This is a genomic window from Klebsiella sp. 64 (genome assembly GCF_018223915.1).
Taxonomy (GTDB): Bacteria; Pseudomonadota; Gammaproteobacteria; order Enterobacterales; family Enterobacteriaceae; genus Klebsiella; species Klebsiella pneumoniae.
Map to the genome: position 1 here is coordinate 1 of NZ_JAGRQZ010000053.1, position 6,940 is coordinate 6,940.

Sequence of the window (6,940 nt, forward strand, 5' to 3'; positions counted from 1 at the left end):
GCGTTACGCATGAACCATTCAGTTCTGGCCTTGTCGTAGCCCACGCGTTTGCCCAGTACTGGCAAACATGAACGCATTTTGTGGATCTGCCAGTAGTAGCCACGCTTACCCGCGACACACAACTGTTTATGCTCAATACAGCCAAACCACTTACCAAGGAGCTTGCCAATCACCTGATGATCTGGACAAAATTTCCAACTATTACCATCTAATTCGATCAATCCACGCCATTCGGGACTACCAACCATTTCAGCTACAGAACCGCCATAGATAGCTTTAAGCACGAAGTTGACCCCTTCAGTGGCAAGCCTATCGCGGCTTTCACGGGATAGCCATAACCCGTCATATTTCGTGCCGGGTAGTACCAAGTAACTAGGCAGAATTTTATTCAGATATTCACGAACCAGAGATCCATCTACATTGAAATCATAGTCAGATTCGACCACTTCCAATATCTTTTCATTACTCTTGTACGCCTCCAGTACTTCAGGCACTGTATCAGCACTAACCATACCGGATTTGCTGTTACTGATTTGCTCCATTCGTCCGTACAGGAGCTTGATCCACGGGTCAGTAATCTCAGTGACCGGAGTCTTATTCTTCCAATACTGAATGGTTTGATCAATTTTCGCAGTGCGTAACTCACGGTGTACCTTTTCTATATCCGCCAACACCTTGTAAAAATCGCCAAACGGTTTCATCTCGGTCTTTTCAAACCCCAGTTCAAAACCGTGGAGCATAAGATTTGAGTAATACGTATTACTATCTAACTGCTCATATCGTGCCATTTCTTCAAAACGGTTGTAACTGATCCCTACCTCATTCAATACGAAAGCATCAGGAGACAGGTCTTTGTCGTACTTAATCAGTGCTGAATTATTATCTATTGCATATTTTGCAATGTATGCCGGGCATTCACCATTAATACGGCGATTAGCGATAGATAACTGGGCGTTAGCTTCGTCTACTATATTTCCCAGTAATTCATCTAATGTTTTAGTTGTCGATTTTTCTGGCTTCTTTCGGTAGTGGTAGACATTAACGCTGGAACATTTTCGCCACCGATGTGTGAATTGCTGAATGCGTGCGGTACTGAAATCTCCGATCATATGACACTCCCCAAATTCACATACTTCGTTACAGTTCCATCCCTCGAATATTGAGGCAGTACCAATGACTCCGTCATACTCACCCAGCAACCCAGTAGAGAATAACGCCTTTATTTCGGTTTCTTCTTTCCGATCAGCATTAACGACCAGATATTTCTTGCCTGTTGCTTTCTCCAACGCAATGGACATAGCGGCACATTTTTTCTTGTCATTTATCAGGATCAACTTTTTGGCATCGGTATTATTGCGGGCAATGAAATCAAAGCAGTTAGTAGTATTGAATTCTGGATACTTCGTTTTCTTATTACTCAGATTATGTGAATAGATCACATTTATAGTCTTCTTCATTGTGCTGGTGCGTTCAATAAATGAAACACTGTCAAAGCTGATGCCGTAGAAGTCAGTTGGTAATATTGTCCCTGACAGAAAGCGTACCTGTCTGAAATACCCAGCACTCAACACCTTGAAAATAGCATCTATGGTCTTACGTTTATACGAGTAATCACAAAATAGACCGTGACACTCATCTATATCTAATATTCTGCGATCACCCAATATGATGGACAATTGTTCATGTGTTTTACCAACTAACTTCTCTAACTGGTTCCATGTGCAAATATTACTGCCCAACGTATTTTCATCAGGCGTTCCTATATATTCAGGTGCTGTATACTGGGAAACAATTGAAGTATTAGGGACGATTGTCAAAGAGTCGGAGTTATTCGCGGATTCATAGGTTTTACCAACTGCACAACCACAGACAACTAAATGCTTTCCTAGTTGGTTATGAGGCATCTCTGTAGTTATATCACTGAGTGTCTGTTCACTTATCAATTTTTTCTTATAGTCCCAGTGATATGCAGTACTGAGTGTCACAGGACCTACCTGCGGAATAGCGATTGCCGTCGTATTAGGCAGTATATCTTCTGGGATCCTGAATCCTTTTGATACAAACTTGTACAGGCCATATAGATTGCTGAAGACGCCACAACCATCAATGATATCCGTATTAGACTGAGTGAACCCAGGGCGTGAACAGTGAGTCAGAACTCGTTCAATCTCGTAATATTCAACACCCAGTAATACCAGTAATGATGCCAACGTCCGTCGGTCACAATAAGCCAGTGAGCCAGCATTGTGATTGCAGACCTCTTGCAACAGTGCAGTCAAGGAACTCGTACTTGTATTTGTGGGGTTATAGGTAGTTGTCAGTCTTGGTATTTGTGACGGAGAAATATGTTTGATATCAACTAGCGGATTGATGAACCGTCCTTTGTTGTAATATGCATATGGCGGCTTAGACGCAGTAACGTCATATGCTGGTTCATTCTGTCCCTGACTCAGTACCATACAACTTGCATCAATTGTAATTCCTATGTCATTGAAATATTGTACAAATGATTTTTTTCGAACCTGCCATTCGTCAGCAGATATCTCGCACTCAAAAGGCAAGTAGATGCGGCAACGATCACCTGGTTTTATACCGTATGACGGACTTGAAAACAGGAAATACTCGTACTCACTAATTACCTTCTGAATATCACTAAAGGACTTATTACCTTCTCCGTCATAATCAAGAATGAAACCGGAACGTGCCACAATATTTGTGTTATTGCGTGTACACCATTGATCAATGTCGGAGGTTATAGTTCTGCCGAAAATTATCATGAGCAGGTCACTCTTGGTGGATTCGGTATCGCCGCCAATTTTTTGCCATTTTTCAGAATCAGAAAAATTTTTAACGATATCATCCCAGTTCATATTCGCACATATCATCTTTGAATGTTCACCTTTTTTAGGGTTCAATCCAAAAATGTTATATTCTTTATTTGTTAGACTGCGGCTAGGCGTAGTGTAAATAGCACTCAATGTTTTCATTTTCATTTTATCCTTAGTTTGTGAAGGCCCCAGTGCTTTCCAGTGCTGGTTTTTTATTGGGGGTACAGATATTAATTAACAGTCATCGACGGATTACTTTATCCAGAAAAATTAGTTAATTTTGCTAAATTTAATACTGAAGCTTGCTTGGATCATCCCCAAGTACTGTAATTGTTGCTCAGTAAGGTACAGATCTTGTTGTAACTTACATCTTTGCATGGGAATATTATTATTCGTCTAATGAAGGAGTTAACAATGTCGTTGTGAGCTAAGCATCGTGGTATTGTTTAGTAAGTCTGCCAATTGATTGACAGACTTACGCACCTTAATTACCCAGGATTATATGCTGGCTTATCAGATACTGAATTGCACCTGATATTGATTGAGCCTTCCCATTATTAATGAGAACATGCAATGCATCATACTGCTGTTCATTTATGCGAACAGCCACAACTTTTGTCTTTTTAAACTTATTCATCTTGTACTCTCTTATACGTTTACATTTAATGAAAAAGAACGGACAAGAAATATCCCACAAGTGTGGGTTAACCTATTCGCCTTCATATATATGTATTTATCGTACAAGCGAGCAATCTCTTAGGTACAGCAGTAGCACTGCAAGGTACTTATAATAGTACCACCTAAGTGGAAATAATTTCATGTATTTTGAAAAAAATGCGTGGGTATGTTTGATAGGAAGTTGGATGAAATTCAACCGATCCTTATGGAGCCAAGGCGTCAAATCTTGAGGGGATATACTTTCTGCTATATGTCGGGAAAACATCCCCTAATGGTACGTGCCTGAATTCACTGGCGGGAAAGCACATTTGGATATTTTATGTATAAGTTCTGTATCGAACTCACAAACGAGTACACCATACAGTAATATGTCGTCTTCATCTTGATAGTACTTTTCAACAAAACGCCAGAACTCCTTTCGCTCTTCACGACAGGTAATTAAATCTTTATCACTGGGCATAGTTCCAGTACCTCTTTACGGTAGCGATAGAGACACCAAGTTCTTTTGCCTTCGCCAGACTTTCCTAAGTTCTTTCACGTATGCAGCCTTTTCAGGTGCCAGTATTGATATCATCTTGCTGAACTGGTCAGGTCTATGTTGTTACGCTATATAATTCAATAGATTAACAACAATCCCTTTGGCACGAACCGTAAAATCAATTCTGTCCTGCCACCATTACCTGAGATCTCAGGCGATATATACTTGCTTTACTCAGCCCGGTAATTTCTGCAATTTCTCGCCAGGTCTTTCCAGCATTAAAGAGCCCTGTTACTGTTGCACTGTCGCTTTTGGCTGGACGACCACAATGTTTACCAGCCGCCTGTGCTCGCTTGATACCTGCTGCTCTACGTTCTGCCAAGGTCGCTAATTCCAGTTTTGCCAGTGCTGCCATAATCGTTAGCATGGCTTCACCTGCTGGTGTACTTAAATCAAAACCTTCACGGTTGCTGATTAATTTAACGCCTTTGGTTTTCAGTGCTTCGACTGTAGACAATACGTCTATGGTATTACGTCCAATACGATCAATTGCCACACAAACCACAGTATCCCCTTCGCGGACATAGTTCATCAATGTACCGAACCCGTCACGCTTTAGTGCTTCCTTTGTTCCACTGATACCTTCATCAATAAACCAGCGTTCCACATTATAGACTGCAAGTTGCTGCCGCTGATTTTCTACAGTCTGTTCATCCGTACTTACACGAGCATATCCGATCACAGCCATAATAGTCCCCAGTCTCTAAAGGTAGTTGTTTTATTATAAGACTGGTCTTGTTTTATATCAAACTTTTGAGACTGAAATTATGCACATAAAATGAACATTTTTGTCGGTCATAAAACGACATCCTTTTAAGACTGAATGTACTACATACCGGTACTACCATGAGAGGTGTGATAATGCGTCGGTTTCACTTCGCTAGCCGTAATGGTTTTAGTTCCAAGGGAAGTAAAAACTGAACTGTTGTCCGAAATGAGAACGCTGGGCTAAAAATATGAAGCATTTTTTATCTGGGTAAGTAATTGCTTAACATTCTGCTGACACAAATAAAATTACTGTAATTATTATATTGCCTCACTAAAAACGAGTAACCTTAGCCGCGTTCGTGTTCAGGAGTGCATTAAAGGCCAACAGGGAGCAGTGGAATGGTGTTCACGTGGTTGAGTGATGCCATAACGATTGTGTGTGCCAGTACTGGCAGTATCACGAACGGATACAACTATGTTTCGCTGGAGAGCAAAAAACGCTGAATCATTGTAATACGGGGCTATATCCATTACTGACATTACTATCCTGATGCTGGGGGAGCATGACAGTACTGAAACCCTGCTGAGGTCAACACAAGGCGGGTAATCTCTTGTTCACCAGGTCCCTGAGCGTTATCCTCGTGATTAATTTTTTGAATCCCTGGTACACACCTGATGACAACCAATATCTCTTCTCTGGCAAGCCTGATCTGGTCCGTTGCTGACCTACTGCGTGGTGATTTCAAACAATCCCAGTACGGACGCATTATCCTGCCCTTCACTGTACTGCGTCGTCTTGAGTGCGTACTTGCTCCCACTAAAGCTCAGGTACCCAAGAATAGTGGACACGGGACTAAGTGAGTAAACTCTCATCCAGAGGTGACTAATGACAAAACCAGTATCAAGTCTCAGTGGCATCAGAAACGGTGTGGTTTTGAGGAGAGTATATGACCTTTGTTCAGGTGGCCAAATTCAGTAAACCACTACAACAATAGCGGAGCTATGTTCATTGTTAGTGAACGTACCGGACAATACTGTAAAAGTTAAAGGAAAATTTTAGCACTCAATAGTTGACAAATATAGCTAAGTGATAGAATTATCATTCATGACAGAATTTTTATAATTATCAAACATGAACCACTGCTCATCGGGAAGGATGAATGAAAATATCTCACATAGCACTAATCGTATCATTTATATGTTTTGGAAAAACAGCTACTGCCACTTCATTTGATTGCAATAAAGCAAGCGGGTATGTTGAGCTAACAATTTGCACTACGCCAGCATTATCTTCTTTAGATGATCAGTTAAATGTATTATATAAAAAAGTAAATCAATCCAAGCCCGAGAGTGCTCAGCTAATTAAAAAATCTCAATTGAGCTGGTTAAAGGATGTGCGGAATAAAGCAACAACGGCCCAAGGGATTACAAATGCATACACAGCACGAATTAATGACTTGAATATGATGTTAGGCGAAGGACATACAGTGCAAGTTCAACAATCAACTCCCGCACAAGCACCTATACAGCAAACATATCCTAAACAGCCACAGCCACAGCCACAGCCACAGCCACAGCCACAGCCACAAGATAATGTACCCCCTCCCCAACATAATGCTGATGATGTAGAGCAGAAAGAAAATAACATACCGAAAATCGCTTGGGAAAATAGTGATATGCAGGGCGGGGTTGAGCAAATATATAAACTCATTGAAAGGGATTTTAAAGAGAACCCAAACTTGACACTGAGCATACTTAAAAAAATTGACGCTAATAAAGATGATTTCGCTTCATTCATCGTATCCAAAAAAAGTTACATCGACTATGGTGTCAGTTTCGAAACAATGACGTCGGCCCTCAACAATTCAAACTGTAGACAGGAACATAAAGCACGAGAATCTTTGATTACAGCGTGGTACAAATCTAATGATTGGCGGCCCTTCAATGAGTTTCCTGAAAATATGAGAGCACAAGAACAAAATCGAAGAAATGAAATTAATGCAGAAGTTGGCAGAAGGCAGACTGAGTCAATTAATCTTTTTAACCAATGCACATATAATTCATTATCCTCGAACCCCAATCGACTTTCGAGGCCTAAACCTCCTGTTGAGAAACCTTACGGGGGCTGAATAAAATGTAATCATTCACTCAGCGGGATGCTGCAAACTGAATGGTTCATGCGTAACGC

3 protein-coding genes and 1 pseudogene are annotated in these 6,940 nt (G+C 40.9%); 2 read left to right on the plus strand and 2 right to left on the minus strand.

The features are described 5' to 3' along the window. Both KHQ23_RS25690 and KHQ23_RS25695 read right to left on the minus strand, forming a co-directional pair. On the minus strand, window positions 1-2,987 hold a 2,987-nt coding region (locus KHQ23_RS25690; RefSeq protein WP_211777032.1), incomplete at its 3' end, for a hypothetical protein. Window positions 2,988-4,162: 1,175 nt separating this feature from the next. Then, window positions 4,163-4,732 (minus strand): recombinase family protein, encoded by a 570-nt coding sequence (locus KHQ23_RS25695; protein ID WP_086076596.1) that lies wholly within the window; start codon window positions 4,730-4,732, stop codon window positions 4,163-4,165. Between the two features lie 692 nt (window positions 4,733-5,424). On the opposite strand from KHQ23_RS25695, the pseudogene KHQ23_RS25700 reads away from it, so the two are divergent. Next, a pseudogene (locus KHQ23_RS25700) lies at window positions 5,425-5,583 on the plus strand (type I restriction-modification system subunit M N-terminal domain-containing protein); the annotation flags it as partial. Between the two features lie 329 nt (window positions 5,584-5,912). After that, complete coding sequence (locus KHQ23_RS25705) at window positions 5,913-6,881, plus strand: lysozyme inhibitor LprI family protein (protein ID WP_211776822.1); 969 nt, start codon at window positions 5,913-5,915, stop codon at window positions 6,879-6,881. The last annotated feature ends 59 nt before the right edge of the window (window positions 6,882-6,940 follow it).